The sequence below is a fragment of the Mycobacterium sp. 1081908.1 genome, from assembly GCF_001673535.1.
Classification (GTDB): domain Bacteria; phylum Actinomycetota; class Actinomycetes; order Mycobacteriales; family Mycobacteriaceae; genus Mycobacterium.
In genome coordinates this window covers 25456-52093 of record NZ_LZLY01000119.1, presented here as the reverse complement: position 1 = coordinate 52093, position 26638 = coordinate 25456, and the positions used below count along the sequence as shown (strand labels likewise).

Here is a 26638-nt window from a genome sequence, read left to right as displayed (position 1 = left end):
CGCGGGTGAACACTGGCTCTCTAGATGACCGACGTTCGGGTGAGGAAGCGCATGACCGAGCTACAAACTCCGGGATCTCTTGTCGACACCTACCAGCTCTACATCGACGGCGGCTGGGTCGATGCGGAGGGCGGTCGCTACGACGACATCAATCCGGCCACCGAACGATCGATCGGCACCGCCCCCGACGCCAGCATCGCCCAGGTCGGCGCGGCGATCGACGCCGCGCGCCGGGCCTTCGACAGCGGGCCGTGGGGCCGCATGGGCCCGGAGGAGCGGGCCGGCTGCCTCAATCAGCTCGGCACGGCGCTGCTGAAGCACGCCGACGAATTCTTCGCGCTGTCGCAGGCGGAGTGGGGCTGCGTCGCCAACGAACGCATGATGCAGATCGACGGCGCCGCCTACATGTCGATGCACGCGGCCCAGCTCGCCGCGCAGCTGGGCGAGGAAGCGGTGAAAGGCATGAGCGCCGGCACCACGCTACTGCGCTACCAACCGCTGGGCGTCGTATCCGTCCTGACGCCGTGGAACTTCCCGCATTGCCTCAACGTCATGAAGCTCAACCACGCGCTGGCCGCGGGCAATACCGTCGTGCTCAAACCCTCGCCGCTGACCCCGCTCGCGGGCCTCGCGCTCGCGCGGATCATCGACGAGGAGACCGACATCCCGCCCGGCGTGGTCAACGTCGTCACGCCGTCGGGCGTCGAGGCCGCGCGGCTGCTCACCACCGACCCGCGCGTCGACATGGTGAGCTTCACCGGCAGTTCGGTGGTCGGGCGCCAAGTCATGTCCGCCGCCGGCGACACCATGAAGCGGATCCTGCTGGAACTGGGCGGCAAGTCCGCCAGCATCGTGCTGGACGACACCAAGGTCACCGAGGAGATGTTGCGGCAGATGCTGTTCGACTCGTGCTCGCTGCACGCCGGGCAGGCCTGCATCCTGCACAGCCGGATGCTGCTGCCCGATTCGCTGCACGACGACGTGGTCGACCGGCTGGTGGCGCTGGCCCGCGAGGTCAAGGTCGGCGATCCCGGCGACCCCGACGTGCAGATGGGGCCGCTGATCAGCGCGGCGCAGCGGGACCGGGTCCAGGCGCACGTCGACGGGGCGGTCGACGACGGGGCCCGGCTGGCGACCGGCGGTGGCCGACCGGCCGGCCTGGACGTCGGATTCTATTTCGAGCCAACGATTCTCACCGGCGTCGACCCGGATTCCACCATCGCCCAGGAGGAGGTGTTCGGGCCGGTGTTGACGGTGCTGCGCTACCGCGACGACGACGACGCGGTCGCGATCGCGAACAACTCTCAGTACGGACTTTCCGGGGCGGTGTGGGGCGGCGACGTCGACCGCGCCGTCGGCGTCGCGCGGCGCATCCGCACCGGGCAGGTGGCGGTCAACGGGTGCGGTCCCGGCGGCGCGCCATTCGGCGGGTTCAAGCTCAGCGGGCTGGGCCGCGAGGGCGGCGGCATCGGCGGGCTGCACCAGTACATGGAGGCGATGGCCATCGGTGTTCCCGCGTGAACGGACCCCTCGCGGGGCTGTCCGTCGTCGAAATCACCAGGGAGATCTCCGGGCCTTACGCGGCAAAGCTCCTCGTCGACCTCGGCGCCGACGTCACCAAGGTCGAGCCGCCGGGCGGAGATCCGCTGCGCCACTGGGGCGGCGGTGGGTTGTTCGAGTACCTCAACGCCGGCAAGCGAATTGTGGCGCTGGAGGACGCCACTGACCTGATCGCGCAGGCGGACTTGCTCCTGGAGAACCTCGGCGCGGGGGAGCTGGAAGCGTTGGGCCTCGGTCTCGACGGCCTGGTGCTGCTCCGCATATCCGCCTTCGGGCAGTCCGGGCCGTGGCGGGACCGGCCGGCCACGTCGCTGACGCTGCAGGCGGCCTCGGGCTGGGTCAGCGCCCGCGATCCCGACCGCCCGCCGGTGCAGGTCGGCGCGCGGATCGCCGAATACGTCGCGGGTGCCTACGGCGCGTTGGGCGCGTTGACCGCGCTGCGTTGCGCATCCGATGAGGTTGTGCAGGTGGACGTTTCGGAATTCGAATCGTTGCTCTCGACGCTGCCGTATCCCATGCTGATGGCGCAGAAGATGCTCGGCCTGGGCCTGCCCGCCAACGCTCGGGGGGCTCCCATGCTGGGCGTGGTCCGCGCCGCCGACGGCTGGGTGGGAATCAACTGCCTGACCGGCCAGCACTGGCTGGACGTGTGCGCGATGCTGGGCCTGCCCGAGTTCGGCGAGCAGCAGATCCCGATCATGCTGGGCGGCCCCGAACGCGCCGAATTCTATGACCGCGCAGAGCCATTGCTCGCCGAGCAAACCGTCGCCGAAATCGTCGAACTCGCCCAGGCGATGCGCATTCCGGCCACCCCGGTCAACGACGGCGCCACCGTGCTGGACTGTCCGCAATACGCCAAGCGCGAGTTCTTCGTCGAGGGTGGGGGATTTCAACGCCCCGGCGCGCCGTTCCGGATGACCAAAGGACGTGCAGCACAGCGTGATACGGCGCCGGTTCGGGCGTCGGGCGCCCCCCCATTCGCGGGACTCAAAGTCCTCGACCTGAGCACCTTCTGGGCGGGCGCGTATCTGACCTGCTACCTGGGCGCGTTCGGCGCCGATATCATCAAGGTCGAGTCGATCCAGCGGCCCGACGGCTTTCGCTACTCCGGCGCGTTTCCCTTCGAGGGTGACGACTGGTACGAGCGGAGCGGCCTGTGGCAGGCCACCAACCTCAACAAGAAAGACCTCACGCTGGACCTGACCTCGCGGCGCGGCCTGGAAATCGTCCGGCGGCTGGCCGCGCAGGCCGACGTTGTCGTGGAGAACTTTTCACCGCGAGTGGTGGAGCAGTTCGGCCTGGACTACGAGTCGCTGGTAGCGCTGAAGCCCGACGTGATCATGGTCCGGATGCCGGGTTTCGGCCTGCAGGGCCCCTGGCGCAATTACGTGGGGTGGGCGTTGAACTTCGAGCAGACCGGGGGGATGTCGGCCGTCACCGGGTACCCGGACGGGCCGCCGTGCAACCCGCAGGGGCCCGCCGATCCCGTCGTCGGCGTGCACGCCGGGGTCGCGCTGCTGGCCGCGCTCGAGCATAGGCGCAGGACGGGGGAGGGCCAGCTGATCGAGGTCGCCCAGATCGAGGTCGCCGCCGCCGTGACCGCCGAGCCGGTGATCGAGTACTCGATGAACGGCGTCGTGCAGCAACGGGAAGGCAACCGCCGGCGCGGCTACCTGCAGGGCGTGTACCCGACGAAGGCCGACGACGTGTGGGTGGCGCTGTCGCTGCCCGGCGACCCGGACGTCGACCACGACGCCTTCGACGACGTGGTCGCCGCGTGGACCCGCACCCAGACGCCGGAGGTGATCGTCGAATCCCTTCGGGCGCAGGGAATCCCGGCCGAGCAAGTGATCACCGGTGAGAAGATGTACGACATCCCTGTGCTCGACGCGCGCGGGTTCTACGAGGAATTCGTGCACCCCGTCACGGGATCGCACCGCTACCCCGGCTGGCCGTTTCGCATCGCCCCCGGGCCGGCGCGCCACCACCGCGGCGCCGCGCCGACGCTGGGCCAGCACAACGACGAGATCCTGCGCGGGCTGGGCCTTTCCGCCGACGAGCTGGCCGCCCTGCGGGCCGAACGCGTCATCGGGGAGCGCCCGATCGGGTCATAGCGCGGCGAGCGGCACATCGAGCTCGGTTTGGGCGTAGTTGAGGAAGTACGCGGTGAACACGGTGAGTCCCAGATACGCGAAGGCCTCCGTCAGTTGTTCGTCGTTCCAGCCGGCGTCCAGGGCGCGGCGCCACGCGGCATCGGTCGCCTTGCCGGAGTCGGCCGTCGCCTCCCGGATCAGCCCGGCGATCGCGTCGACCTTGCCGTCGCCGGTCGGGGTCCCGGTGCGCAGCGCCGCGACCTGCTCGTCGGTCCACCCGGCGAGCATGGCCAGCCGGCCGGTGATGGCGACGACGTAGTCGTTGCCGACGGCGCCGCCCGCCGCGAGCATGAGCGCGGCGGACATCCGGGGGCCGACGGTGCCGTGCTCGGCGGTCGCCGCGCGCAGCGACGTGTAGGCGACGAGCACGGCGGGGGAGTGCGCCATCTGCCCGTGCAGGTTCAGCGGCCGGCCAGTCGGGGAGAACTGGATGACGTTGGCGAGCAGGCGACGGCTGGCCTGCGGCGCGTCGTCGACGGTGTGGGTGGGGATGCGGTTCATGACTTCTAGGGACGACGCGGCGGGCGGAAACGTGACGCGATGTCACATTCGGCCCGGCTGTCTCGTCCTGAACTTCATGGATGCCCAGCACGACCAGGTGAGCGGAGCGTGGCGGGCCCACCGCGCCTACCTCGTCGACCTCGCGTTCCGCATGCTGGGCGACGTCGGCGCGGCCGAAGACGTGGTGCAGGAGGCCTTCTTTCGGCTGCTGCAGGCCCCGCTCGGGGCCATCAACGACGAGCGCGGCTGGCTGATCGTGGTGACCAGCCGGCTGTGCCTGGACCACATGAAGGCGGCGTCGTCGCGCCGGGAGCGCCCGCAGGACACGGCCGAAAACGGCTACCGCGACCACCCGTCGTCGGCGCTGGATCCAGCCGACCGGGTCACGCTGGACGACGAGGTCCGGCTGGCGCTGCTGGTCGTCCTCGAGCGCCTCACCCCCGCCGAGCGGGTGGTGTTCGTGCTGCACGACGTCTTCCAGCTGCCCTACGACTCGATCGCCGCGACGGTCGGCAGCCGCGCGCCCGCCTGCCGGCAGCTGGCGCATCGCGCCCGGCGCAAGATCGGCGAATCCCGGGTGGGCTCCGGCGGTGTGGAACCGGCCGAGCACCAGCAGGTCACGCGGGCGTTCATCGAGGCGTGCTCCACGGGAGACCTCGGCGCGCTGCTCGGCGTGCTGGACCGCGATGCGTCCGGTGAAATCGACGCCCGCAGTGGCCTCGTCGTGCACGGCGCCGACCGGGTCGGCCGAAACATCCTGCGCCACTGGAGCGGACCCGGCACGGTGCTGGTGGCGCAGCCGGTCTGCGGCCAGCCCGCGGTGCTGGCGTTCGTCAACCGCCGCCTGGCCGGCCTGCTGGCGTTGACGATCCGCGACGACCGGATCACCAAAATCCATGTCCTGGTGCGTCCTTCGACGCTGGAGCCGCTGCGCGCCGAACTCGGCGGTAACCGGTAGGCGTCACGTTTCCGCCCGCCGCGTCGTCCTTTAGGGCCATGACTACACAACCGCGGTTCGTCCCGGTGGGCCCGTCGCTGACCGTCAGGCTGCTGCTGGGGCCGTCGTCCAGACTGCTCAACCCGCTCGTCGGCCTGCTCGCCGGACGACGTTTCATGCCGCTGATCGCCCGGGTCCATCATGTCGGCCGCAAATCCGGCAAGCGATACGTGACCCCAACGGGGGCCGGCGTTTCCGGCGACACCATCGTGATCCCGCTGTCGTTCGGCAACGTCTCCGATTGGGCCCGCAACGTCCGGGCCGCCGGCGGTTGCGTCGTGCAGGTGGGCGGCGCGAGCTACCACGCGGCGCAGCCACGGTTCGTCGGCGCCCAGGACGCGAAACCCGTTGTGAAACAGGCCTTCGGCGCCGTCAACCGGTTGGCGTTCGCCTTGTTCGGCATCCGGCAGTACCTGTTCCTGCGCATCACCAACGAGGGGATTTCGTCATGAAAACGCTTGCCACACTGGACCGTCCGGCCTGGCTGCCGTCCTCGGCGTGGCCCTGGGAAAGCTACGCGCTGGATCGGCCGGCGGGTCGCGTCGCGGTCACCGACGCGGGCCAGGGCCCGACGCTGCTGTTCGTTCACGTCGGCAGCTGGAGCTTCGTCTGGCGCGACGTAATGCTGCGGCTGCAAAACGATTTTCGCTGCGTCACCGTCGATGCCCCCGGCAGTGGGCTCAGCGACCGCGTGCCGGCCCCGACGCTCGCCCAGGCCGGCGGCACGGTGACGGCGGTGATCGACGCGCTGCAGCTGCGCGACGTCACGCTGGTCGCGCACGACCTGGGCGGTCCGGCCGGATTCCTGGCCGCGGCCCGCCGCCCCGACCGCATCGCCGCGCTGGCCGCGGTCAACTGCTTCGCCTGGCGGCCGACGGGCCCGGCGTTCAAGGGCATGCTCGCCCTGATGGGCAGCGGCCCGGTCCGCGAAATCGATGTGGCGACCAACATCCTGGCCCGCATCACCTCGACGAGCTTCGGCGTGGGCCGGCACTTCGGCCGCGCCGACCGCGCGGTCTTCCGGGCGGGCATCGACGCCCCCGCGCGCCGGGCCTGGCACGCCTACTTCCGCGACGCCCGCCGCGCGCGGGCCCTCTACGCCGAGGTCGACGCGGCGTTGCGCGGCAGCCTGGCCGACCGGCCGCTGCTGACCGTCTTCGGCCAATTCAACGATCCGCTGCGGTTTCAGCCGCGGTGGAAGGCGTTGTTCCCCAACGCGCACCAACTGAAGGTGCGCCGCGGCAACCACTTTCCGATGTGCGACGCCCCGGACTTCGTGGCCTCGGCGCTGCGGTCCCTGTCGAGCGCCCTGTGAGCCTTTGGTAAACGGCTCGTCACATGCGAAGCTGCTGGGCATGGTCATCCAGATCGCCCGCCCCAAGCTCGAAGGCAACATCGCTGTCGGCGAGGATCGCCAAATCGGCTTCGCCGAGTTCGGCGCCCCCTGGGGTCGCGCGTTCTTCTGGTTCCACGGAACTCCCGGCGCCCGCCGGCAGATCCCGATCGAGGCCCGCGTCTACGCCGAACAGCACAACATCCGCCTGATCGGCATCGACCGGCCGGGCATCGGGTCGTCGACACCCCATCGGTACAAGAACATCCGGGCGTTCGGCGACGACCTGCGGACCATCGCGGACACCCTGGGCATCGACAAGATGGCGGTCATCGGCCTGTCCGGCGGCGGCCCGTACGCCCTCGCGTCGGCCGCGGTGCTGTCCGACCGCGTGGTGGCGGCCGGCGTGCTCGGCGGCGTCGCGCCATTCCTCGGCGACGAGGGGATCACCAGCGGCCTGATGAACCTGGGCAAGCGGATGGCGCCGCTGCTGCGGCTCGGGGGCGACCCGCTGCGGATCGGCGCGAGCCTGGTGGTCCGGATGATCCGTCCGGTCGCCAACCCGGCGCTGTACCTGTACGCCGCGATATCGCCCGAGGGCGACCGGCGCCTGCTCACTCGCCCCGAGTTCGGGGCCATGTTCCTCGACGACCTGCTCAACGGCAGCCGCAAGCAGCTGGCGGCCCCCTTCAACGACGTCATCCTGTTCACCCGGGACTGGGGTTTCCGGCTCGACGAGGTCAAAGTCCCGGTCCGCTGGTGGCACGGCGACAGCGACCACATCGTTCCGTTCGCCCACGGCGAGCACGTGGTGTCCCTGCTGCCCGACGCCGAACTCTTCGTGCTGCCCGGCGAAAGTCATCTCGCCGGGCTGGGCCGCGGCGAGGAGATCCTGTCCACCCTGATCAAGATCTGGGACGAGCAGGCCGGGTAGCCTGCAGGCGTGCTGCTCGCGTCGCTCAACCCCTCGGCCGTTACCACCACCGACATCGCCGACGCGGTGCGGATCGACGGCGCCACGCTCAGCCGCAGCGACTTGGTCGGTGCCGCAACGTCGGTCGCTGAGCGGGTCGCCGGCGCGAACCGGGTCGCGGTCCTGGCCACGCCGAGCGCGGCCACCGTCCTGGCGGTCACCGGCTGCCTGATCGCCGGCGTGCCCTTCGTGCCCGTGCCGTCCGATGTGGGCGTGGCCGAGCGCCGGCACATGCTCACCGACTCCGGCGCGGAAGCCTGGCTGGGCCCCGAGCCGGAAGACCGCGACGGGTTGCCGCACATCCCGGTTCGCCTGCACGCCCGCTCCTGGCACCGCTACCCCGAGCCCTCGCCGGACGCGACCGCGATGATCATCTACACGTCGGGCACCACGGGGCTGCCCAAGGGCGTGCAGCTGAGCCGGCGCGCGGTCGCCGCCGACCTCGACGCGCTGGCGGAGGCCTGGCAGTGGACCGCCGACGACGTCCTGGTGCACGGCCTGCCGCTGTTCCACGTGCACGGGCTGGTGCTCGGACTGCTCGGGTCGCTCCGGATCGGAAATCGCTTCGTGCACACCGGAAGACCGACACCGGCCGGCTACGCGCAGGCGTGCTCGGAATGGGGCGGATCGCTGTTTTTCGCGGTCCCCACCGTGTGGTCGCGGGTGGTGGGCGACGGCTCGGCGGCCGAGGCGCTGCGCCCGGCGCGGCTGCTGGTGTCCGGCAGCGCGCCGCTGCCGGTGCCGGTGTTCGACCGGCTCTCCGAGCTGACCGGGCATCAGCCCATCGAACGCTACGGCGCCTCGGAGTCGCTGATCACCATATCGACGCGGGCCGACGGCGAGCGCCGCGCGGGCTGGGTGGGTCTGCCCGTCGCCGGCGTGGAAACCCGGCTGCTCGACGACGACGACAACCCGGTGCCGCAGGACGGGGAAACCGTTGGGCGCCTTCAGGTTCGCGGTCCGATGATGTTCGACGGCTACCTGAATCGGCCCGAGGCCACCGCCGAGGCGTTCGCCCCGGACGGCTTTTACCGCACCGGCGACGTCGCGGTGGTCGACGGCGGCGGCATGCACCGCATCGTCGGGCGCGAGTCGGTCGACCTGATCAAGTCGGGCGGTTACCGCGTCGGCGCGGGTGAAATCGAGACCTCGCTGCTGGGGCATCCCGGCGTGCAGGAGGCCGCCGTCGTCGGGCTGCCCGACGAGGACCTGGGCCAGCGCATCGTCGCCTACGTCGTCGGCTCGTCCGAGCTGCGGGCCGACGAACTGATCGAGCACGTCGCCCGGGAGTTGTCGATACACAAGCGGCCGCGGGAGGTCCGCCTGGTGGCGGCGCTGCCGCGCAACGCCATGGGCAAGGTGCTCAAGAAGCAGTTGCTCGCCGAGGGCTGACCGCCGCCGGCCCCGGTCGCGAGCGTGCGTAGATGTACACGTTTTGCGGCGTGTCGCCGTACAAACACGCACGGTCGCGGTCAGGCGCGCTTAGGCGACACGCAGCGTTTTGCCAGCTTTTCCATCGAGCGAGACGGCGAACCTTCACCTACCGTCGTAGTCGTGACGGAACTGCCGACGGTTGCGGCCGCACCCGCCCGCACCCCCATGCGGCGGGTGGCGGCGGCCTGCCTCGTCGGCTCGGCGATCGAGTACTACGACTTCCTCATCTACGGCACCGCGGCGGCGCTGGTGTTCCCGACGGTGTTCTTCCCGCGACTCGGTTCGACGCTGGGCGTCATCGCCTCGATGGCGACGTTCGCGACGGCGTTCCTGTCCCGGCCGCTGGGCGCCGCCGTGTTCGGCTACTTCGGCGACCGGCTGGGCCGCAAGAAGACGCTGATCGCCACGCTGCTGATCATGGCCGTCTCGACCGTCAGCGTCGGGCTGGTGCCCAGCACGGCCGCCATCGGTGCGGCCGCCCCCTTGATCCTGATCGTCTTGCGGATCTTGCAGGGATTCGCCGTCGGCGGCGAATGGGCGGGGTCGGCGCTGCTGAGCGCCGAGTACGCGCCCGCCGGCAAGCGGGGCCGCTACGGCATGTTCACCCTGCTCGGCGCCGGCACCGCATCCGTGCTGGCCAGCCTGACCTTCTTGGGCGTCAACTTCAGCATCGGGGAAAACAGTGCCGCGTTCATGCAGTGGGGGTGGCGGCTGCCGTTCCTGTTCAGCGCGGGGCTGATCGGGATCGCGCTCTATGTGCGGCTCAACATCGACGAGACCCCGGTGTTCGCCGAGGAGAAGGCCCGCGACCTGGTGCCCAAGGCGCCGCTCGGGGAACTCTGGCGCCTGCAGCGCCGCGAGATCCTGCTGGCCGGCGGCAGCCTGCTGGGTGGATTCGGTTTCGGCTACCTGGGTCACACCTATCTGCTCATCTACGCCAATTCGCACCTCGGGTACACCCGCGGCTTCATCTGGTCGGTGGGCGCGCTGACCGGGCTCGTCAGCATCGCGACGGTCGCGGCGTCGGCCACCCTGTCCGACCTGGTCGGGCGCCGGCGCTTGATGTTGCTGGGCTGGTCCCTCCTGTTGCCGTGGGCGTTCGTGGTGATGCCGCTGCTGAACACCCGCAACCCGGCTATGTACGTGGTCGCGGTCGTCGGCATGGCCGTCGGCGGGGCGATCGGCTCCGGACCCACCGCGGCCTTCATTCCGGAGCTGTTCGCCACGCGGTACCGCTACAGCGGATCGGCGCTGGCCCTCAACCTCGCCGGGGTCATCGGCGGGGCCCTGCCGCCGCTGCTCGCCGGCACGCTCCTCGCCACGTACGGCGCCTGGGCGATCGGCGCCATGCTGGCCGCGCTGACATCGGTGGGCCTGGTCTGCACCTACCTGCTGCCGGAAACCAACGGCACGCCGCTGGGCCTGGAGGACCTGCCCCGCTGACTCAGTTGGCGTGCAGGTCCTCGTTGAGCGCGATGCCTTGACCGTCGCGGGCCACCACCTCGACCGCCCCGGTGACCGAATTGCGCCGGAACAACAGGTTGTTGGCGCCGGAGAGCTCGCGGGCCTTGACCGCCTTGCCGTCGGGCGTGGTGACCTTGGTGCCGGCGGTGACGTACAGGCCGGCCTCGACGACGCAGTCGTCGCCCAGCGAGATGCCCAGGCCCGCGTTGGCGCCGAGCAGGCACCGCTTGCCGATCGAAATGACTTGCGTGCCACCGCCGGACAGCGTGCCCATGATCGACGCCCCGCCGCCGACGTCGGACCCGTCGCCCACCACGACCCCGGCCGAGATGCGGCCCTCGACCATGGACGCGCCCAGGGTGCCGGCGTTGTAGTTGACGAAGCCCTCGTGCATCACCGTCGTGCCGGGCGCCAGGTGTGCGCCCAGGCGCACCCGGTCGGCGTCGGCGATGCGCACGCCGGTGGGCAGCACGTAGTCGACCATCCGCGGGAACTTGTCGACGCCGTAGACCGTCACCGGCCCGTGGCGGCGCAGCCGGGCGCGCACGGCCTCGAAACCCTCGATCGCGCACGGACCGCGATTAGTCCACACGACGTTGGTCAATACCCCGAACAAGCCGCCGGCGTTCAGCCCGTGCGGCGCCACCAACCGGTGCGACAGCAGATGCAGCCGCAGGTAGGCGTCGTAGGCGTCGGCGGCCACGTCGTCCAGCGAACCGATGACCGTGCGCACGGCGATGGTCTCGGTGGCGCGCTCGTCGTCGCGGCCGACCAGACCGACCAGTTCCGGCGGGACGTCGGACAACGCGAGCCGCGAGGTGGCGCCGGTGCCCGATTCGGTCAGTTCCGGTGCGGGAAACCACGTGTCGAGCACCGACCCGTCGGAGGCCAGCGTCGCCAACCCAATGCCTGCAGCTCCAGTCACGGCGGCCAGGTTACTTTGCCGGTGTGCGGCGCCCAACCACTACCCTTGGGGGCGTGCTGGACCTACGCGGGGACCCCGTCGAACTGACCGCGGCGCTGGTCGACATCCCCAGCGAGTCGCGGGACGAGGCGCGCCTGGCCGACGAGGTGGAGGCCGCGCTGCGCGCCCAGACCTCGGGCTTCGAGATCATCCGCAACGGCGACGCCGTGCTGGCGCGCACCTCGCGGGGCCGGCCGTCGCGGGTGTTGCTCGCCGGGCACCTCGACACCGTGCCGGTGGCGGACAACCTGCCGAGTCGCTTGGAGGGCGGCGACCTGTGGGGTTGCGGCACCGCGGACATGAAATCCGGTGACGCCGTCTTCCTGCACCTGGCCGCGACCGTCGCCGAGCCGGTGCACGACCTGACGCTGGTCTTCTACGACTGCGAGGAAATCGACGCGGCGGCAAACGGTTTGGGGCGCATCGAGCGCGAGCTGCCGGACTGGTTGTCCGCCGACGTCGCGATCCTGGGCGAGCCAACCGGCGGCTACATCGAGGCCGGCTGTCAGGGCACGCTGCGCGTGGTGATCAGCGCTACCGGAACGCGCGCGCATTCGGCGCGAGCCTGGTTGGGCGACAACGCAATTCACAAGCTCGGCGCGGTCCTGGACCGGCTGGCCTCCTACCGCGCGCGCAGCGTCGACATCGACGGCTGCGAATACCGTGAGGGCCTGTCGGCGGTGCGCATCGACGGCGGCGTGGCCGGCAACGTGATCCCCGACGCGGCCGCGGTGACGGTCAACTTCCGGTTCGCCCCGGACCGGTCGGTGCAGGCGGCGCTGCGGCACGTGCACGAGGTGTTCGACGGGCTGGACGTTGCGATCGAGATGACCGACTCCGCGGCGGGCGCGCTGCCCGGCCTGTCCCAGCCCGCGGCCAAGGCCCTGGTCGAGGCCGCGGGCGGGCGCGTGCGCGCGAAGTACGGCTGGACCGACGTGGCGCGGTTCGCCGCGCTGGGCATCCCGGCCGTCAACTTCGGGCCGGGCGATCCCAACCTGGCGCACACCCGCGACGAACGGGTGCCGGTCGCCAACATCACCGCCGCGGTGGAGATGCTGCGGCGGTATCTGGCTGCGTAGCGCGTTGTAGCACATCCTGCTACACTTGGGAAATGGTTCGGACCATCGCCCAGCGCGAACTGCGAAATGAGAACGCCAAGGTGATCGAGGCGGTCACGGCCGGCGAGACGTTCGTTGTTACCCGAAACGGTGAGCCGGTGGCCGAGTTGCGCCCGATCAAAGCCGGTCGTCGCTCTTTCATCTCGCGTGATGAAGTCGCGGCGCTGGCCGAGGCCGCCGTGCGCATTGACCATCGTCAATTCCGCGCCGACCTCGACCGGTTGATCGACCAGGGTCTCTGAGTGTCATCCGGCCTCCTCGACACCTCCGTTGTCGTCGACTGGCATGACCCGGCGGTAGTGGCCGCGCTGCCCGACGAGATCGCGATATCTGCAATCACCCTGGCGGAATTGGCGTCCGGTCCACAGCTGGCCCCGAACGCAGTGGAGGCGGCAAAACGTCAAGCTCGGTTGCAGGAAGTCGAATCGGTTCTCGAACCAATCCCGTTCGACGCGGCCGCGGCACGCAGCTACGGGCTCGTCGTTGCGGCGGTGGTCCGCGAGGGAAGGAAGCCCAGGAGCCGATTCGCCGATCTGCTCATCGCGGCCACTGCGCATGCCAGTCGGTTGGACCTTTACACGCGAAACGGTGATGACTTCGCGGGACTGGATGGGCTTGTTCGCGTCGTGGCGATCTGAGGAGACGGTCGCGGGGTTACCCTGCCTGGCTCGAGCCGCGCGCCAGCGTGGCGCTCGGCGCCGACGGGTGCGCTAGCGCAACGCTCGGCGCGGGTCAGGCTGATCGGGCCGTCATGCCGGCGCCACGGCCACGTCGACCCTGGCGGCCCCCGGGTTGGCCACGACGGCCAGCACCGGCGCGTTGGGCGCCGAAACCACCTGTCCGCCAGTCACACTCACCTGATAGCCGCCGGGGTACTCGACGGGTGGCACCGAGATGAAGGTCTGGGCGCCGGGGGCGAAGTTGCCCGCGTGGTCGGCCCGCTCGATCGTGTAGCAGAGCCGGAAGACGCCCGCTCGGAACGACCACTCCCGCGGGGTGCCGGCCACCACCTGCGGGTACGGCGCGGCGAGCACCGCCAGCTTGGCCGCGTTCACGTTGGCGCCGGTCGGCGGCTGGCTCGGGTCGAAAACCAGCGCCTGGTCCGTCGGCGACGAGCTGGTCTTGTCGTTGCCGGTGTACGCCCACTCCAGCCAGCCCATCCGCTGCCGGTCGGTGTGGCGCATCACCTCGGCGATGTTCTTCAGGTCGTTGGTGGCGCCGAACTCGGTCAGCAGCGCCGGGATGTGGTGGAAGTACGAATACAGGTTCGCGTTCGTGATCGTCAGGCCGTCCTCGAAGCGGCAGGTGATGTTCTTGTGCAGCACCGACTCAATGGCGCAGTAGTCGTGGAACGAGAAGCCGGTGCTGGGGTCGGTCACGCCGCCGACGTCGGTGTGGACGCCCTCGTCGGACAACGTGTTCGGCTCGTAGAACACCAGCGTCGTGGGGTCGGCCGTGCGAATCACCGGCACGACCTTCCGATAGAACACGGTCAGCTTGTGGTCCTGCACCGGGCAGCCCAGCACGAAGTTGAAGCAGCCCTCCCAGATGAAGCCGGGCCACGGCTCGTTCAAGATTTCGTAGCCGAACACGCCCGGGTTGCCGTGGAAGAAGCCCGCGACGTGCGCCCACGCGCGCGCGTAGTGGTCTTGCAGCCCGATCCCGTCCGGCGCGGGGGCGTCGCGCCAGAAGGCGCTCCACGCGTTCTCCTCGGCGGGGTTGAGGAAGTAGTTGCCGGGGAAGCCCAGCTGCGGGTTGGGCAGGCCGGCCGTTTGCACCGCCCACGCCGGGGCGCCCTCGCCCTGGAACGCCTCGTTGTAGAGGTCCTGGTGGAAGTCGAGCAGGCTGACGATGCCGTGCGCCGCCAGGGTCGCCACGGTCTGCGCGATCGAGGTGAGGTAGTTGTCGTCGTAGGCGAGCGGTTGTGGCTCCACGGCGGCCCAGATCACCCCGACCCGCATCGCGTTGAAGCCGTTGGCCTGTAGGAAGGCCGCGTCGTCGTCGCCGAACCCGTCGGCCGACGGCGTATACGGCGGAATCTTGTACACCTGGTTGAGCCCGTGCAGGATGACGACGCGGCCGTCGGCGTCGGTCATCCACCGGCCGGCGTGGCCGAGCGGCAGCGTCGGTCCGGTGGGCGCCGCCAGCGCGCGCGGCGGGGCGACGACCGACGACGCGTCAGTGGTCAGCGCGGCGATCAGCAAACCGGCCGCGAGCAGCCGGGCCGCGCGCGACGGGCGGATACGCATGCAGCCTCCAAGCCCCGAGCGAAGTCACTCTGGAAACAGTGAGGCGCAATAGTCACTCTGTTAACACGGGCGAGTCACGGTTGGCGCACAATGCGGCGCGCCTGCGCGGCGGCATCGGCGGCCGCGGCGCCCATCCCGGCCGCCGCCAGCTCGTCCGACACGGCCCGCAGCGCCGCCTCGTCGCCGGCCGCCAGGGCGCGCGCGTGCGCGAGCGCCAGGCCGCCCACCGCGCAGTCGACCTCGGCGCAGAGCCGGGTCAGCGGGTCCGCCGCGCGCGTGTCGCCGAGGCGGACGGCCTCGTGCCAGGCGCGCAGCGCCACCGCCGACTGGCCGCCGCGTTCGGCCATCCGGGCGGCGCCGAGGGCGGCCGCGACGGCGCCGGGCGAGTCGCGCGTCGCCGCCAGCCGCCACGCCCGCGCGACGCCGAGCTCCGGGCCGAACAACGCCGACTTCGTTCCGTGCCGGGACTCGGCCCGGCTCAAGGCCTTCGCGGTGGCGGCGATGTCGCCCTGCTGGGCCAGCGCGGTGGCCAGCAGCGTCAGCGACAGCGGCCCCCACGAGTAGCCGGTGCGTTCCAGCGTGGCCGCGGCCGGGCCGAGCAGCGCCGTGGCCCGGGCGAACTCGCCCTCTGCGATCAGCACGTGCGCCAGCAGCACCTCGCCGATCGCGCGGCCGGGCTGTTGCAGTTCGGCGAAATCCGTGAACTGCTGGGCCAATTCGCGCGCCCGGGCGTGCTCGCCGGCCATCAACAAAGCGGTGGTCTGGCCCAGCCCGATCGTGAACCGCAGCAGCCCGGGATGTTCGGCGGATAGGGCGCGCCGCGCCAGCGGTTCGACGTCGCCGAATCGGCCCTGCCGCGCCGCGCACAGCGCGGCGGCGCTGGCGGCCCAGGCCACGGCCTGGTCGTCGGCCGACGGCGAGTCCAGCACCTCGCCGGCGACCTTGACGGCGTATCCGACGTTGCCGGCGTTCATCGCGAAGGTGGCGCTGAGCGCGTCGAGCGTCGTGCGCGGGGCCGGATCCGCAATCCGGTTGCGGACGGTGCGCAGGAACGCGGTGGCCCGCTCGGGCTCACTGAGCATCCAGAACTGGTTGGCGGCCCGCAGCAGCGCCCAGTCCATGAGCGCCGGCTCGGCCAGCGCGGCGGAGTCGACCGCGGCGAGCAGCGCGTCGGCCTCGCGCCCGCGGCCCTGCCACGCCAGGGCGTTCGCCAGCGACAGCCGCGCCGCCAGGCCCCCGGACCGTTCCAGTGCCGAGCGGGCCAGCCGCTCGCCCAGCGCGAGGTCGCCCAGGCGCAGCGCCTGCTGCGCGGCGGCGGCGACGTCGGCGACCCGCTGGGGGGCGTCGCTGTCCAGCGCCAGCGACGCCAGCCGCAGCCGATCGCTCAGGTGGTCCGACGCGCGCGGGGACAGCCGCTCGACGACCTTGGTGCGCCGTCGCCGCGCGTCGTCGGGACCGAGCGCGGCGAGCGCCCGCTCGGCGAACCGCGGGTGCGCGGTGTAGACCACCGGCTCGTCGCCGTCGCCACGCACCCGGGTTTCCACCGCGCCCACGTCCTCCGCCTCGCCGACCGCGCCCGCGCCGGCGAGGGCGGTCAGGTCGGCGACCGACAGCGGCTCCGCGACGGCGAGATAGTCCAGCACCGCCCGGGCCGCGGCGGGCAACTCGGCGATGAACGCGTCCACCTGTGCGGGCGTGGTGGCGCCGCCGGGCGCCTCGACGTCGATGCGCTCCAACAGGCCGTCGGTCCACAGCGCCGCGATGGCCTCGGGCGCCGCCTCGGCGCGGGCGGTGACCACCATCCGGGCCGAACCGGCCAGCGCCAACTGGTAGACCAGCGTCGCCGACAGGACGTCGAGCTGGTGGGCGTCGTCGACGACGAGCAGCAGGTCGTCGTCGCCCAACGAGGCCCGGGCCGCCCGCAAGAGCGCGGCCGGCTTGCCGAGGTCGGAGATGGCGACCAGGTGGCTGAACGCCCCGAAGGGAACGGCGCGCTCGGTGGGGGTGCCGGTGACCCAGCGGGTGCGGGTGGCCGGGTGCGAGCGGGCGTGGCCCTCGGCGGCCAGCCGGGCCAGGGTGGATTTGCCGCAGCCGTCGGGCCCGAGCACGACCGCCCCGCGCCCGGCCCTGAGCGCGTCGTTCAGCCGCTCCGACACCGCCTCGTGTTGGGGGACGTTCCAACGAATCGGCACCCGCCGGAGTTTATTGCGCGCGGTGTGCGCGCCGCACCGGGCGTGGTCTACCTTTCGTTGTATGAGCTCCGAATGGGCGGTGTGCGTGTACTGCGCGTCCGGCCCCGAGCACCCCGAATTGCTCGCGCTCGCTTCGGAACTCGGCGAGGCGATCGCCGAACGCGGCTGGACCCTGGTGTGGGGCGGGGGCCGGGTTTCGGCGATGGGCGCGGTGGCGAGCGCGGCCCGCGCCCGCGGCGGGCGGACCGTCGGGGTCATCCCGCAGCACCTGATGCGCCTCGAGGTCGCCGACACCCAGGCCGACGAGCTGATCGTCAGCGAGACCATGCACGAGCGCAAGCAGATCATGGAGAGCCGCGCCGACGCGTTCATCGTGCTGCCCGGCGGTGTGGGCACCCTGGACGAGTTGTTCGACGCGTGGACCACCGGTTTTCTCGGCGTGCACGACAAACCCGTCGTGATGCTGGACCCCTTCGGGCATTACGAGGGCCTGTGGCTGTGGCTGTGCGGACTGGCCGACAGCGGCTACATCACGCAAGCGGCGATGGACCGGTTGGTCCTGGTCGATAAGGTGGGGGCCGCAGTGGAGGCGTGCGCACCCGCCTGAGGGCCAGCGACGGGCGCCGAGGGGACTGACAGGAATAGAGGGAAACGTGTCCGACCACGACGGGGGAGCGCGCACGGCCGTCCGGCTGACCGACATCGCATCGCGGGTGCCGGGGGTGCTGGCCGACATGCCGACGATCATGCGCGGGGCGCTGACCGGCCTGCTGGCCCAGCCGGGCTCCAAGAAATCGATCGGCACGGTGTTCGCCGACCGGGCCGCCCGCCACGGCGACCGGGTCTTCCTGCGGTTCGAAGATCAGCAGGTGACCTACCGCGACGCCAACGCGACCGCCAACCGGTACGCCGCGGTGCTGGCGGCGCACGGTGTCGGCAGCGGCGACGTCGTCGCGATCATGCTGCGCAACTCGCCCCACGCGGTGCTGGCCATGCTGGCCGCGGTCAAATGCGGCGCGGTCGCCGGGATGATCAACTACCACCAGCGCGGCGAGGTGCTGGCGCACAGCCTGGGCCTGCTGGACGCCAAGGTCCTGATCGCGGAGACCGACCTGGTCAGCGCGGTGGCCGAGTGCGGCGGCACGGGCGCCACCGAGACGCTGACGGTCGAGGATCTGGACCGCTTCGCCGTCAGCGCGCCGGCCACCAACCCGGCGTCGGCGGCGGCCGTGCAGGCCCGCGACACCGCGTTCTACATCTTCACCTCGGGCACAACGGGTTTCCCGAAGGCCAGCGTGATGACGCACCTGCGCTGGCTCAAGGCGCTGGCCGCGTTCGGCGGCATCGGGTTGCGGCTGAAGAGCACCGACACGCTGTACAGCTGCCTGCCGCTGTACCACAACAACGCGCTGACGGTGGCGCTGTCGTCGGTGATCAACTCGGGGGCGACGCTGGCGCTGGGCAAGTCGTTTTCGGCGTCGAAGTTCTGGGACGAGGTGATCGCCACCGAGGCCACCGCGTTCATCTACATCGGCGAGATCTGTCGCTACCTGCTCAACCAGCCGGCCAAGCCGACCGACCGCGCGCACAAGGTGCGGGTGATCGCCGGCAACGGGCTGCGCCCGGAGATCTGGGATGAGTTCACCCGGCGGTTCGGGATCGCGCGCGTCTGCGAGTTTTACGCCTCCAGCGAGGGCAACACCGCGTTCATCAACGTGTTCAACGTCCCGCGGTCCACCGGCGTGTTCCCGATGCCGCTGGCCTACGTGGAATACGACCCCGACACCGGCGCGCCGCTGCGCGACGAGAACGGGCGGGTGCGCCGGGTGCCCGCCGGCCAGCCCGGCCTGCTGCTCAGCCCGGTCAACCGGCTGCAGCCGTTCGACGGCTACACAGACAAGGAGTCGACCGAAAAGAAGTTGGTGCGCAACGCTTTTCGTGAGGGCGACTGCTGGTTCAACTCGGGCGACGTGATGAGCCCGCAGGGCATGGGGCACGCCGCGTTCGTCGACCGGCTCGGCGACACGTTCCGGTGGAAGGGCGAGAACGTCGCCACCACCCAGGTCGAGGCGGCGCTGGCCTCCGACGCGTCCGTCGAGGAGTGCACGGTGTTCGGCGTGGAGATTCCGCGGACCGGCGGGCGCGCCGGGATGGCCGCGGTCCAGCTGCGCGAGGGTGCGGAGTTCGACGGCCAGTCGTTGGCCCGCGCGGTGTACGACGAGCTGCCGGCGTACGCGCTGCCATTGTTCGTGCGGGTGGTCAAGACGCTGGAGCACACCTCGACGTTCAAGAGCCGCAAGGTGGAGCTGCGCGAGCAGGCCTACGGGTCCGACGTCGAGGATCCGCTGTACGTGCTGGCCGGCCGCGACGAGGGCTACGTGCCGTTCTACGACGAATACCCCGAAGAGGTCGCGGCGGGTAAGCGGCCGAAGGGCTGACGTCTGGGCCGAGCGTGCGGCCAGCCGCACGTTCGGCGCCCAATGTGCGGCTGGCCGCACGCTCGGGGACCGGGCCAGGCACCATGGACGGGTGCAGTCGACTCTCTGCGGCCGGCCGGTCGCGGGCGATCGCCCGCTGATCATGGCGATCGTCAACCGAACCCCGGACTCGTTCTACGACCGGGGTGCGACCTTCAGCGACGAGGCGGCCCGGGACGCCGCCCACCGGGCCGTCGCCGAGGGCGCCGACGTCATCGACGTCGGCGGGGTCAAGGCGGGCCCGGGTGAGAGCGTCGACGAGGACACCGAGATCGCCCGGCTGGTGCCCTTCATCGAGTGGCTGCGGGGCGCCTACCCGGACCAGCTGATCAGCGCCGACACCTGGCGCTCCGCCGTGGCCAGGGTGGCCTGCGCGGCCGGGGCGGACCTGATCAACGACACCTGGGGCGGCATCGACCCGGCGCTGCCCGAGGTGGCCGCCGAGTTCGGGGCGGGCCTGGTCTGCTCGCACACCGGCGGCGCGCTGCCGCGCACCCGCCCGTTCCGGGTGAGCTACGGATCGGCCACGCGCGGGGTCGTGGACGACGTGATTCGCCAGGTGACCGGCGCCGCCGAGCGGGCGGTCGCGGCCGGGGTGGCCCGCGACCGGGTGCTGATCGACCCGGCCCACGATTTCGGCAAGAACACCTTTCACGGGCTGCTTTTGTTGCGACACGCAGGCGAGCTTGTTAACACCGGATGGCCCGTCCTGATGGCTTTGAGTAACAAGGACTTCGTCGGGGAGACTTTGGGTGTGGAACTGACCGAACGGCTCGAGGGCACGCTGGCGGCCACCGCGCTGGCGGCGGCGGCCGGCGTCCGGATGTTCCGGGTGCATCAGGTCGAGGCCACCCGGCGGGTGCTGGACATGGTGTCCTCGATTCAGGGGATACGCCCACCGGCGCGCACGGTAAGGGGCCTGGCATGACGGAGCTCGTGGACCTCGCCAGCGAGGGCATGCTCGCCGCCCGGCCCGGGGACGTCTGGCTGGCCGACCGCCGCTGGAGCCGTCGCGGCCGGACGGTCGGCGAGCTGGAAGAGGCGAAGGCCGGCCGGACCATCTCGGTGGTGCTGCCCGCCCTCAACGAGGAAGCCACCGTCGAGTCGGTGATCGACAGCATCTCGCCGCTGGTGGACGGCCTGGTCGACGAGCTGATCGTGCTGGATTCCGGCTCGACGGACGACACCGAGATCCGCGCTATCGCCGCCGGTGCCCGCGTCGTCAGCCGCGAACAGGCGCTGCCCGAGGTGCCCGTGCGGCCCGGCAAGGGCGAGGCGCTGTGGCGGTCGCTCGCGGCAACCAGTGGCGACATCGTGGTTTTCGTCGACTCCGACCTGATCAACCCGCACCCGATGTTCGTGCCGTGGCTGGTGGCTCCGCTGCTCACCGGCGACGGGATTCACCTGGTCAAGAGCTTCTATCGGCGCCCGCTCAAGGTGGGCGAGACGGGTGCCGCGGCGGCCACCGGCGGCGGACGGGTGACCGAGCTGGTGGCGCGGCCGCTGCTGGCGGCGCTGCGCCCGGAGCTGAGCTGCATCCTGCAGCCGCTGGGCGGCGAGTACGCGGCCAGCCGGGAACTGCTGACCTCGCTGCCGTTCGCGCCGGGCTACGGCGTGGAGATCGGGCTGCTGGTGGACACCTTCGACCGGCTGGGCCTGGACGCGATCGCCCAGGTCAACCTCGGCGTGCGGGAACACCGCAACCGGCCGCTCGCCGAGCTCGGCGCGATGAGCCGACAGGTGATCGCGACCCTGCTGTCGCGCTGCGGGATCCCCGACTCCGGGGCCGGGCTGACCCAGTTCTTCGCCGACGGCCCCGACGGCTACGGCTACACCGCGCACACCTCGCCGGTGTCGCTGGAGGACCGGCCGCCGATGAACGGGCTCAGGCCGCGCTAGCCTTGTCGGCCGCATAGGGCAATATCGACGACGTGGCGTTGGTGTTGCTGTACCTGGTGGTGTTGGTGCTGGTGGCGATCGTGTTGTTCGGCGCGGCCAGCCTGCTGTTCGGTCGCGGCGAACAGTTGCCGCCCCTGCCGCGCGGCACGACGGCGACGGTGCTGCCCGCCTACGGCGTGACCGGCGCCGACGTCGACGCGGTCAAGTTCACCCAGGTGTTGCGGGGATACAAGACCAGCGAGGTGGACTGGGTGCTGGACCGGCTCGCCCGCGAGCTCGAGGCGCTGCGCGGCCAGCTGGCGGCGGTGCACGCCCCGCCGGACGAGGACCCACCCGGCGCGGCGGAACCTGAAGACGGCGAACAGCGTCAGGACTAGATGTGAGCGACGACGGCCTGGTTCGGTGCGGTTGGGCGGCCATCCGGCCCGGACCGGACTTCGAGATGTACCGCGACTACCACGACCGGGAGTGGGGCCGCGCCCTGCACGACGGGGTGGCGCTGTTCGAGCGGATGAGCCTCGAGGCCTTCCAGAGCGGCCTGTCCTGGCTGATCATCCTGCGTAAACGGGAGAATTTCCGGCGCGCCTTCGACGGGTTCGACATCGAGACGGTCGCCGGCTATACCGACGCCGACGTACAGCGGCTGATGGGCGACACGGGCATCGTGCGCAATCGGGCCAAAATCGACGCGACCATCGCCAACGCGCGCGCGGCCGCCGAGCTGGGTTCCGCCGAGGACCTGTCCAAGCTGCTGTGGTCGTTCGCGCCGTCCCCGCGCCCCCGTCCGGCCGACGGCTCCGAAATCCCCTCGGCCACCGACGAATCGAAGGCGATGGCCAAGGAGCTGAAACGGCGCGGATTCCGCTTCGTGGGGCCGACCACCGCCTATGCGCTGATGCAGGCGACCGGCATGGTCGATGACCATATCCGCGGTTGCTGGGTGCCCACCACGCCCGTTTGAGGGCTCGATGCCGCATCAGAAGCGGGTCTTTGTGTAACTGCCGACCCGAATAGGGAACAATGGAGGGGTGATTTGGCAGTTCAATGTCGGGTATGGCTGGAAATCCACTGGCGGGGCATGCTCGGCGCCGACCAGGTCCGCGAAGCCGGGCCAGCTCGAATCTGGAGGGAGCACTCGATGGCGGCGATGAAGCCCCGTACCGGAGACGGTCCTTTGGAAGCAACCAAGGAGGGGCGCGGCATCGTTATGCGGGTACCGCTCGAGGGCGGCGGCCGGCTGGTCGTGGAGTTGACGCCCGACGAAGCCGCCGCCCTGGGTGACGAACTCAAGGGCGTAACCAGCTAAGGCAGTTTTACGCGCACACCTTCCGGTAGATCTCCAGCGTCTGCTCGGCGACGTGCGCCCACGAGAAGTCCTCGACGCACCGCTGTCGTCCCGCCTCGCCATAGCGCTTGGCCTTGTCGGGGTCGGCGACGAGCTCATTGACCGCTTCGGCCAGGCCAGCCCGGAAAGCTGCCGGGTCGTCGGCGTCAAAGGGCACCAGCGACCCCGTGACGCGGTCCGAGACCACCTCGGGTATCCCGCCCACTTTGGAGGCCACCACCGCCGTCGCGCAGGCCATCGCCTCGAGGTTCACGATGCCCAACGGCTCGTACACCGACGGGCACACGAAAACCATTGCCGCCGAAAGTATTTCGCGCAGCTCCCCGATGGGTAGCATTTCGCGGATCCAGAACACCCCGTCGCGCACGGCGGCCAGCTCGGCGACGGCGGCCCGGACCTCCTCGGCCAGCTCGGGCGTATCGGGAGCGCCGGCGCACAGCACCAGCTGCACCTCCGGGCTGAACCGGTGCGCGGCCGCGACCAGGTGCGCGACGCCTTTCTGCCGGGTGATCCGCCCCACGAACGCCACTATGGGCCTGGCCGGGTCGACCCCGAGTTCGGCCAGCACGGACCCGCTCTCCGCCGGGCCGGCCGGATACCAGACGCTGGTGTCGACCCCGTTGCGGACGACGTGCACCAGGTTCGGATCCAGCGTGGAGTACACACGCAGAATGTCTTCGCGCATCGCCGAGCTGACAGCGATGACGGCGTCGGCGCCCAGCACCGCGGTCCGCTCCACCCACGTCGACACCCGGTAGCCGCCGCCGAGCTGTTCGGCCTTCCACGGCCGCAGCGGCTCGAGCGAATGCGCGGTCAGAACGTGGGGAATGTCGTAGAGCAACGCGGTCAGGTGCCCGGCCAGTCCGGTGTACCAGGTGTGCGAGTGCACGACTGTTGCCGCCGACGCGGCGTTGGCCATCATCAGGTCGGCGGACAGCGTGGCCAGCGCCGGGTTGGCGCCGTGAATGCGCGGGTCGGGCTGCTGCGCGAAGGCATCCGGACGGGGCGCGCCGATGCAGTGCACGTCCACCGGGCACAGCCGGCGCAGCTGGGCGACGAGTTCGGTGACATGTACCCCGGCTCCGCCGTAGACGTCCGGTGGGTACTCCCGAGTCATCATCGCCACCCGCATACCCGCACCGTAGTTCGGCGGCGGGGCCGCCCGCATCTCGGGCCGGGGATCGAGCGGCGGTCCGGAGCCAAAACCATTGACGGACAGCCCGTCAGCGTGCGGCGAATAGCCCGCTCCCCCTGGCAGCGGTTCGCGGGGGCCGATAGTTTGTAGCCATGAGGGAAGCGCCACACGTGCTGGGGATTGTCCTGGCCGGCGGGGAGGGCAAGCGGCTGTACCCTCTGACCGCCGACCGGGCCAAACCCGCCGTTCCCTTCGGCGGCGCCTACCGGCTGATCGATTTCGTGCTCTCCAACCTGGTCAACGCCCGCTACTTGAGAATTTGTGTTCTCACGCAATACAAGTCGCATTCACTCGACCGTCACATTTCGCAGAACTGGCGGCTGTCCGGCCTGGCCGGCGAGTACATCACCCCGGTGCCCGCGCAGCAGCGCCTCGGCCCGCGCTGGTACACCGGCTCCGCCGACGCGATCTATCAGTCCCTCAACCTGATCTACGACGAAGACCCCGACTACATAGTCGTTTTCGGCGCCGACCACGTGTATCGGATGGATCCCGAGCAGATGGTCCAGTTCCACATCGACAGCGGGGCGGGCGCGACGGTGGCCGGCATCCGGGTGCCGCGCGGCGACGCCAGCGCGTTCGGCTGCATCGACGCCGACGAGTCCGGTCGCATCCGCAATTTCGTGGAGAAGCCGCTGGAGCCGCCGGGCACCCCGAACGACCCGGAGTCGACGTTCGCCTCCATGGGCAATTACATCTTCACCACCAAGGTCCTCATTGACGCGATCCGTGCCGACGCCGACGACGACCACTCCGATCACGACATGGGCGGCGACATCATCCCGCGGTTGGTGGACGACGGGATCGCCGCGGTCTACGACTTCTCCGACAACGAGGTGCCCGGTGCCACCGACCGCGACCGCGGTTACTGGCGCGACGTCGGGACGCTGGACGCGTTCTACGACGCGCACATGGACCTGGTCTCGGTGCACCCGGTGTTCAACCTGTACAACAAGCGCTGGCCGATTCGTGGCGAGTCGGAGAACCTAGCGCCGGCCAAGTTCGTCAATGGCGGCTCGGCCCAGGAGTCGGTGGTGGGCGCCGGCAGCATCATCTCGGCGGCGTCCGTGCGCAATTCGGTGCTGTCGTCGAACGTCGTAGTCGACGACGGCGCCATCGTGGAGGGCAGCGTGATCATGCCGGGCGCCCGCGTCGGCCGCGGCGCGGTGGTGCGGCACGCGATCCTGGACAAGAACGTCGTCGTCGGCCCCGGCGAGATGGTCGGGGTGGATTTGGAGAAGGACCGCGAGCGCTTCGCGATCAGCGCCGGCGGCGTGGTCGCGGTCGGCAAGGGCGTCTGGATCTAGCGCGCCCTTGCCCGCGAGGTGGCAACGCCGAGCGAAGCTACGGCGCAAAAAAGTCGAAATTTTCGCCGTGGCTTCACGCTCGGCGATGATGGGGGGCCGTGCTGGCTACCACACGTGCGGGATCAACCGATAGCGCACCAGCCGGGTGTACTCGGGGTAGCCCGTCAATTCCTGGGTGAGCAGCTTCTCCTCGTCGAGGATGCGCAGGCTGAGCACCAGCACGTTGGGGATGAGGAACAACACCCCCCAGTACGACCCCAGCGCCAGGGGGATCCCCACCATCAACACCAGGTTCGCGGCGTACATCGGGTGCCGCACGATCCCGTAGAGCCCGCGGCTGGCCACCGTCTGACCCGCCTCGACGCGCACAGTGGCGGCCGCGTACCGGTTCTGGACGACCACCAGCACGCCGGCGACGAGTCCCACCGCGATCAGGGCGTCGCCGGCCACGCACACCCATGTCGGCGCCGCAGACCAGCCCATCCGATGGTCGTACGCGCTGAACGCGATCATCCCGAAGATCGTGCCGAAGGCGCCGATGATGACGAACTTCTGCACCCTTCTCGTTTCCACGAGCGGGCCGCCGTGCATCCTCCGCCGCAGGGCCGCCGGGTCTGTCCGGGCCAGACAGGCGCTCGGCAGTGTCGAGCCCGCGGTGAACACCGCGATGAAAACCCATGCCTGCCAATACCCGAACGTTCCCGCCGGGAAGAACAACAGGAACCCGAGCACGGCCAGCCCGACAAGGCCCGACAACGCAAACCTCGCCCCGGTCTTCATGGCGCGTCCCCGGGGTCCGTTACCACACGTTGGGCACCAAGCGATACGGCACTTGCTGCGCGTATTCGCGGTACCCCGGCAGGTCGTGGATGAGCAGCTTCTCCTCGTCGAGGATGCGCAAGACGAGCACCGCGATCCCCGGGACGACGAAGAGCAGTCCCCAGTACGAACCGAGCGCCAGGGGCATGCCCACCATCATGATGACGTTCCCGACATACATCGGGTGCCTGACGAACTTGTAGACCCCGCCGGAGGCGACCGTCTGGCCGGTTTCCACGGTGACCGTGGCTGCGGCGTAACTGTTTTGGATGATCACCAGCATGGCGAGGCCCAGTCCGGCCGCCACCAGCACGTCACCGAGCAGGCACAGCCACACCGGCACTGTCGACCAGCCCATCCGATGATCGAACGCGCTGAACGCCATCATCACGAACAGAAGCAGGAACGAGCTGGTGATGATGACCTTCTGGGCCGCCCTCGTTTCCGCCCGTGGGCCGGCGTGCATGCGGCGCCGCAGGGCCGCCGGGTTGGCCCGGGCCAGATAGATCGTGGGGCCGAGTGACGCCACCGTGAACACGGCGAGGAAAACCCATGCCTGCCAATAATGGAACGTGCCGGCCGGCAAGAACAGGATCAACGCGGTCGCGGCAGTTCCGAAGACCGACGATGCCGACAGTCGAACAGCGGTTTTCATGGT

At 70.5% G+C, this 26638-nt stretch carries 26 protein-coding genes; 19 read left to right on the top strand and 7 right to left on the bottom strand.

Annotated features, from left to right (window positions below; all coding sequences use genetic code 11):
- The first annotated feature begins 51 nt into the window (after positions 1 to 51).
- Both A5655_RS18770 and A5655_RS18765 read left to right on the top strand, forming a co-directional pair.
- Positions 52 to 1521, top strand: coding sequence for an aldehyde dehydrogenase family protein (locus A5655_RS18770; RefSeq protein ID WP_067012677.1), 1470 nt, complete (start codon positions 52 to 54; stop codon positions 1519 to 1521).
- On the top strand, positions 1518 to 3674 hold the full coding sequence (locus A5655_RS18765) for a CaiB/BaiF CoA-transferase family protein (protein WP_067012506.1): 2157 nt from the start codon (positions 1518 to 1520) through the stop codon (positions 3672 to 3674). The genes A5655_RS18770 and A5655_RS18765 overlap by 4 nt, the downstream gene beginning before the upstream one ends.
- Here the strand turns inward: A5655_RS18765 and A5655_RS18760 are convergent.
- On the bottom strand, positions 3669 to 4214 hold the full coding sequence (locus tag A5655_RS18760; RefSeq protein WP_067012504.1) for a carboxymuconolactone decarboxylase family protein: 546 nt from the start codon (positions 4212 to 4214) through the stop codon (positions 3669 to 3671). The two genes, A5655_RS18765 and A5655_RS18760, sit on opposite strands and share 6 nt — an antisense overlap.
- A gap of 76 nt (positions 4215 to 4290) precedes the next feature.
- Between A5655_RS18760 and sigI the strand changes: the two genes are divergently transcribed.
- The 6 genes from sigI to A5655_RS18730 all read left to right on the top strand — a co-directional run bounded on the left by sigI (position 4291) and on the right by A5655_RS18730 (position 10394).
- Entirely contained in the window at positions 4291 to 5172 is an 882-nt protein-coding gene (gene sigI, locus A5655_RS18755) for an RNA polymerase sigma factor SigI (protein ID WP_067012502.1), read from the top strand.
- Positions 5173 to 5210: 38 nt separating this feature from the next.
- Positions 5211 to 5663: a nitroreductase family deazaflavin-dependent oxidoreductase gene (locus A5655_RS18750; protein WP_082978739.1), complete on the top strand. Its 453-nt coding sequence runs from the start codon at positions 5211 to 5213 to the stop codon at positions 5661 to 5663.
- Entirely contained in the window at positions 5660 to 6526 is an 867-nt protein-coding gene (locus tag A5655_RS18745) for an alpha/beta fold hydrolase (protein WP_067012498.1), read from the top strand. The genes A5655_RS18750 and A5655_RS18745 overlap by 4 nt, the downstream gene beginning before the upstream one ends.
- A gap of 40 nt (positions 6527 to 6566) precedes the next feature.
- Positions 6567 to 7478, top strand: a complete 912-nt coding sequence (locus tag A5655_RS18740) for an alpha/beta fold hydrolase (protein WP_067012496.1) — start codon at positions 6567 to 6569, stop codon at positions 7476 to 7478.
- Between the two features lie 9 nt (positions 7479 to 7487).
- Positions 7488 to 8909 (top strand): acyl-CoA synthetase, encoded by a 1422-nt coding sequence (locus A5655_RS18735; RefSeq protein ID WP_067012494.1) that lies wholly within the window; start codon positions 7488 to 7490, stop codon positions 8907 to 8909.
- Positions 8910 to 9116: 207 nt separating this feature from the next.
- Positions 9117 to 10394: an MFS transporter gene (locus A5655_RS18730; RefSeq protein WP_067012675.1), complete on the top strand. Its 1278-nt coding sequence runs from the start codon at positions 9117 to 9119 to the stop codon at positions 10392 to 10394.
- 1 nt (position 10395) lies between these two features.
- Here A5655_RS18730 and dapD read toward each other — a convergent pair whose 3' ends face one another.
- The gene (gene dapD / locus A5655_RS18725) at positions 10396 to 11349 is read right to left on the bottom strand and encodes a 2,3,4,5-tetrahydropyridine-2,6-dicarboxylate N-succinyltransferase (RefSeq protein ID WP_156764937.1); all 954 of its coding nucleotides are present in this window, start codon (positions 11347 to 11349) and stop codon (positions 10396 to 10398) included.
- Between the two features lie 44 nt (positions 11350 to 11393).
- On the opposite strand from dapD, the gene dapE reads away from it, so the two are divergent.
- The 3 genes from dapE to A5655_RS18710 are packed head-to-tail and all read left to right on the top strand — an operon-like array spanning position 11394 to position 13135.
- Positions 11394 to 12458, top strand: a complete 1065-nt coding sequence (gene dapE / locus A5655_RS18720) for a succinyl-diaminopimelate desuccinylase (protein WP_067012490.1) — start codon at positions 11394 to 11396, stop codon at positions 12456 to 12458.
- Positions 12459 to 12490: 32 nt separating this feature from the next.
- Positions 12491 to 12739, top strand: a complete 249-nt coding sequence (locus A5655_RS18715; protein ID WP_067012488.1) for a type II toxin-antitoxin system Phd/YefM family antitoxin — start codon at positions 12491 to 12493, stop codon at positions 12737 to 12739.
- Positions 12740 to 13135: a type II toxin-antitoxin system VapC family toxin gene (locus tag A5655_RS18710; RefSeq protein ID WP_067012486.1), complete on the top strand. Its 396-nt coding sequence runs from the start codon at positions 12740 to 12742 to the stop codon at positions 13133 to 13135.
- A gap of 111 nt (positions 13136 to 13246) precedes the next feature.
- On the opposite strand, the gene A5655_RS18705 is transcribed toward A5655_RS18710, so the two are convergent.
- Together A5655_RS18705 and A5655_RS18700 are read right to left on the bottom strand one after the other, a co-directional pair.
- Positions 13247 to 14746: a cellulase family glycosylhydrolase gene (locus A5655_RS18705; protein WP_082978738.1), complete on the bottom strand. Its 1500-nt coding sequence runs from the start codon at positions 14744 to 14746 to the stop codon at positions 13247 to 13249.
- A gap of 74 nt (positions 14747 to 14820) precedes the next feature.
- A complete protein-coding gene (locus A5655_RS18700; protein ID WP_067012484.1) occupies positions 14821 to 16938 on the bottom strand; it encodes an AAA family ATPase in 2118 nt (705 codons plus the stop codon).
- A gap of 61 nt (positions 16939 to 16999) precedes the next feature.
- Between A5655_RS18700 and A5655_RS18695 the strand changes: the two genes are divergently transcribed.
- The 7 genes from A5655_RS18695 (at position 17000) to A5655_RS18665 (ending at position 22620) form a co-directional block, all read left to right on the top strand.
- Positions 17000 to 17545: a TIGR00730 family Rossman fold protein gene (locus A5655_RS18695; protein WP_067012482.1), complete on the top strand. Its 546-nt coding sequence runs from the start codon at positions 17000 to 17002 to the stop codon at positions 17543 to 17545.
- 46 nt (positions 17546 to 17591) lie between these two features.
- Entirely contained in the window at positions 17592 to 19376 is a 1785-nt protein-coding gene (gene fadD6 / locus A5655_RS18690; protein WP_067012480.1) for a long-chain-acyl-CoA synthetase FadD6, read from the top strand.
- Positions 19377 to 19518: 142 nt separating this feature from the next.
- Positions 19519 to 20343, top strand: coding sequence for a dihydropteroate synthase (gene folP / locus A5655_RS18685; RefSeq protein WP_067012478.1), 825 nt, complete (start codon positions 19519 to 19521; stop codon positions 20341 to 20343).
- 29 nt (positions 20344 to 20372) lie between these two features.
- On the top strand, positions 20373 to 21314 hold the full coding sequence (locus A5655_RS18680) for a glucosyl-3-phosphoglycerate synthase (RefSeq protein ID WP_369807235.1): 942 nt from the start codon (positions 20373 to 20375) through the stop codon (positions 21312 to 21314).
- Between the two features lie 32 nt (positions 21315 to 21346).
- A complete protein-coding gene (locus A5655_RS18675) occupies positions 21347 to 21691 on the top strand; it encodes a DivIVA domain-containing protein (protein WP_067012474.1) in 345 nt (114 codons plus the stop codon).
- A 2-nt stretch (positions 21692 to 21693) separates the two neighbouring features.
- The gene (locus A5655_RS18670) at positions 21694 to 22275 is read left to right on the top strand and encodes a DNA-3-methyladenine glycosylase I (protein ID WP_067012472.1); all 582 of its coding nucleotides are present in this window, start codon (positions 21694 to 21696) and stop codon (positions 22273 to 22275) included.
- Positions 22276 to 22452: 177 nt separating this feature from the next.
- Positions 22453 to 22620, top strand: coding sequence for a DUF3117 domain-containing protein (locus A5655_RS18665; protein ID WP_003406247.1), 168 nt, complete (start codon positions 22453 to 22455; stop codon positions 22618 to 22620).
- Between the two features lie 7 nt (positions 22621 to 22627).
- Here the strand turns inward: A5655_RS18665 and glgA are convergent, their stop codons facing one another.
- A complete protein-coding gene (gene glgA / locus A5655_RS18660) occupies positions 22628 to 23791 on the bottom strand; it encodes a glycogen synthase (protein ID WP_067012669.1) in 1164 nt (387 codons plus the stop codon).
- A 155-nt stretch (positions 23792 to 23946) separates the two neighbouring features.
- Between glgA and glgC the strand changes: the two genes are divergently transcribed.
- A complete protein-coding gene (gene glgC, locus A5655_RS18655) occupies positions 23947 to 25161 on the top strand; it encodes a glucose-1-phosphate adenylyltransferase (protein ID WP_067012470.1) in 1215 nt (404 codons plus the stop codon).
- Positions 25162 to 25266: 105 nt separating this feature from the next.
- Here glgC and A5655_RS18650 read toward each other — a convergent pair whose 3' ends face one another.
- Both A5655_RS18650 and A5655_RS18645 read right to left on the bottom strand, forming a co-directional pair.
- Entirely contained in the window at positions 25267 to 25941 is a 675-nt protein-coding gene (locus A5655_RS18650) for an isoprenylcysteine carboxylmethyltransferase family protein (RefSeq protein WP_067012468.1), read from the bottom strand.
- A 19-nt stretch (positions 25942 to 25960) separates the two neighbouring features.
- A complete protein-coding gene (locus A5655_RS18645) occupies positions 25961 to 26635 on the bottom strand; it encodes an isoprenylcysteine carboxylmethyltransferase family protein (RefSeq protein ID WP_067012467.1) in 675 nt (224 codons plus the stop codon).
- Between the last annotated feature and the right edge of the window lie 3 nt (positions 26636 to 26638).

Excerpts from the sequence above, each read along its gene's own strand:
- A5655_RS18770 (WP_067012677.1), top strand. The coding sequence starts at position 52 with ATGACCGAGCTACAAACTCCGGGATCTCTTGTCGACACCTACCAGCTC.
- A5655_RS18760 (WP_067012504.1), bottom strand. The coding sequence starts at position 4,214 with ATGAACCGCATCCCCACCCACACCGTCGACGACGCGCCGCAGGCCAGC.
- sigI (WP_067012502.1), top strand. The coding sequence starts at position 4,291 with ATGGATGCCCAGCACGACCAGGTGAGCGGAGCGTGGCGGGCCCACCGC.
- A5655_RS18750 (WP_082978739.1), top strand. The coding sequence starts at position 5,211 with ATGACTACACAACCGCGGTTCGTCCCGGTGGGCCCGTCGCTGACCGTC.
- A5655_RS18745 (WP_067012498.1), top strand. The coding sequence starts at position 5,660 with ATGAAAACGCTTGCCACACTGGACCGTCCGGCCTGGCTGCCGTCCTCG.
- A5655_RS18740 (WP_067012496.1), top strand. The coding sequence starts at position 6,567 with ATGGTCATCCAGATCGCCCGCCCCAAGCTCGAAGGCAACATCGCTGTC.
- A5655_RS18730 (WP_067012675.1), top strand. The coding sequence starts at position 9,117 with ATGCGGCGGGTGGCGGCGGCCTGCCTCGTCGGCTCGGCGATCGAGTAC.
- A5655_RS18715 (WP_067012488.1), top strand. The coding sequence starts at position 12,491 with ATGGTTCGGACCATCGCCCAGCGCGAACTGCGAAATGAGAACGCCAAG.
- A5655_RS18705 (WP_082978738.1), bottom strand. The coding sequence starts at position 14,746 with ATGCGTATCCGCCCGTCGCGCGCGGCCCGGCTGCTCGCGGCCGGTTTG.
- A5655_RS18695 (WP_067012482.1), top strand. The coding sequence starts at position 17,000 with ATGAGCTCCGAATGGGCGGTGTGCGTGTACTGCGCGTCCGGCCCCGAG.
- folP (WP_067012478.1), top strand. The coding sequence starts at position 19,519 with ATGGCGATCGTCAACCGAACCCCGGACTCGTTCTACGACCGGGGTGCG.
- A5655_RS18680 (WP_369807235.1), top strand. The coding sequence starts at position 20,373 with ATGCTCGCCGCCCGGCCCGGGGACGTCTGGCTGGCCGACCGCCGCTGG.
- A5655_RS18665 (WP_003406247.1), top strand. The coding sequence starts at position 22,453 with ATGGCGGCGATGAAGCCCCGTACCGGAGACGGTCCTTTGGAAGCAACC.
- glgA (WP_067012669.1), bottom strand. The coding sequence starts at position 23,791 with ATGCGGGTGGCGATGATGACTCGGGAGTACCCACCGGACGTCTACGGC.
- glgC (WP_067012470.1), top strand. The coding sequence starts at position 23,947 with ATGAGGGAAGCGCCACACGTGCTGGGGATTGTCCTGGCCGGCGGGGAG.
- A5655_RS18650 (WP_067012468.1), bottom strand. The coding sequence starts at position 25,941 with ATGAAGACCGGGGCGAGGTTTGCGTTGTCGGGCCTTGTCGGGCTGGCC.
- A5655_RS18645 (WP_067012467.1), bottom strand. The coding sequence starts at position 26,635 with ATGAAAACCGCTGTTCGACTGTCGGCATCGTCGGTCTTCGGAACTGCC.